Annotated in this window: 1 tRNA gene; it reads left to right on the forward strand. The window is 53.2% G+C overall.

The window, feature by feature from the left end:
* Window positions 1-187 precede the first annotated feature (187 nt).
* Window positions 188-263 (forward strand) — tRNA-Ala (locus OGY07_RS01850).
* The last annotated feature ends 2 nt before the right edge of the window (window positions 264-265 follow it).

Here is a 265-nt window from a genome sequence, read left to right on the forward strand (position 1 = left end):
GGCTTGTAGCTCAGGTGGTTAGAGCGCACCCCTGATAAGGGTGAGGTCGGTGGTTCAAGTCCACTCAGGCCTACCAAATTTTTGCTGATGCTGCGTTGCGGCGACACTCACATACATAAGTATGCTTCGTGTCACCACGCCTTGCCTCACCAAAAATTACGGGTAATGAGGTTTAACTACACTGTATGGGGCTATAGCTCAGCTGGGAGAGCGCCTGCTTTGCACGCAGGAGGTCTGCGGTTCGATCCCGCATAGCTCCACCATT

The organism is Citrobacter sp. Cs237, assembly GCF_030332325.1.
In the GTDB taxonomy this organism is placed as follows: domain Bacteria; phylum Pseudomonadota; class Gammaproteobacteria; order Enterobacterales; family Enterobacteriaceae; genus Citrobacter_A; species Citrobacter_A sedlakii.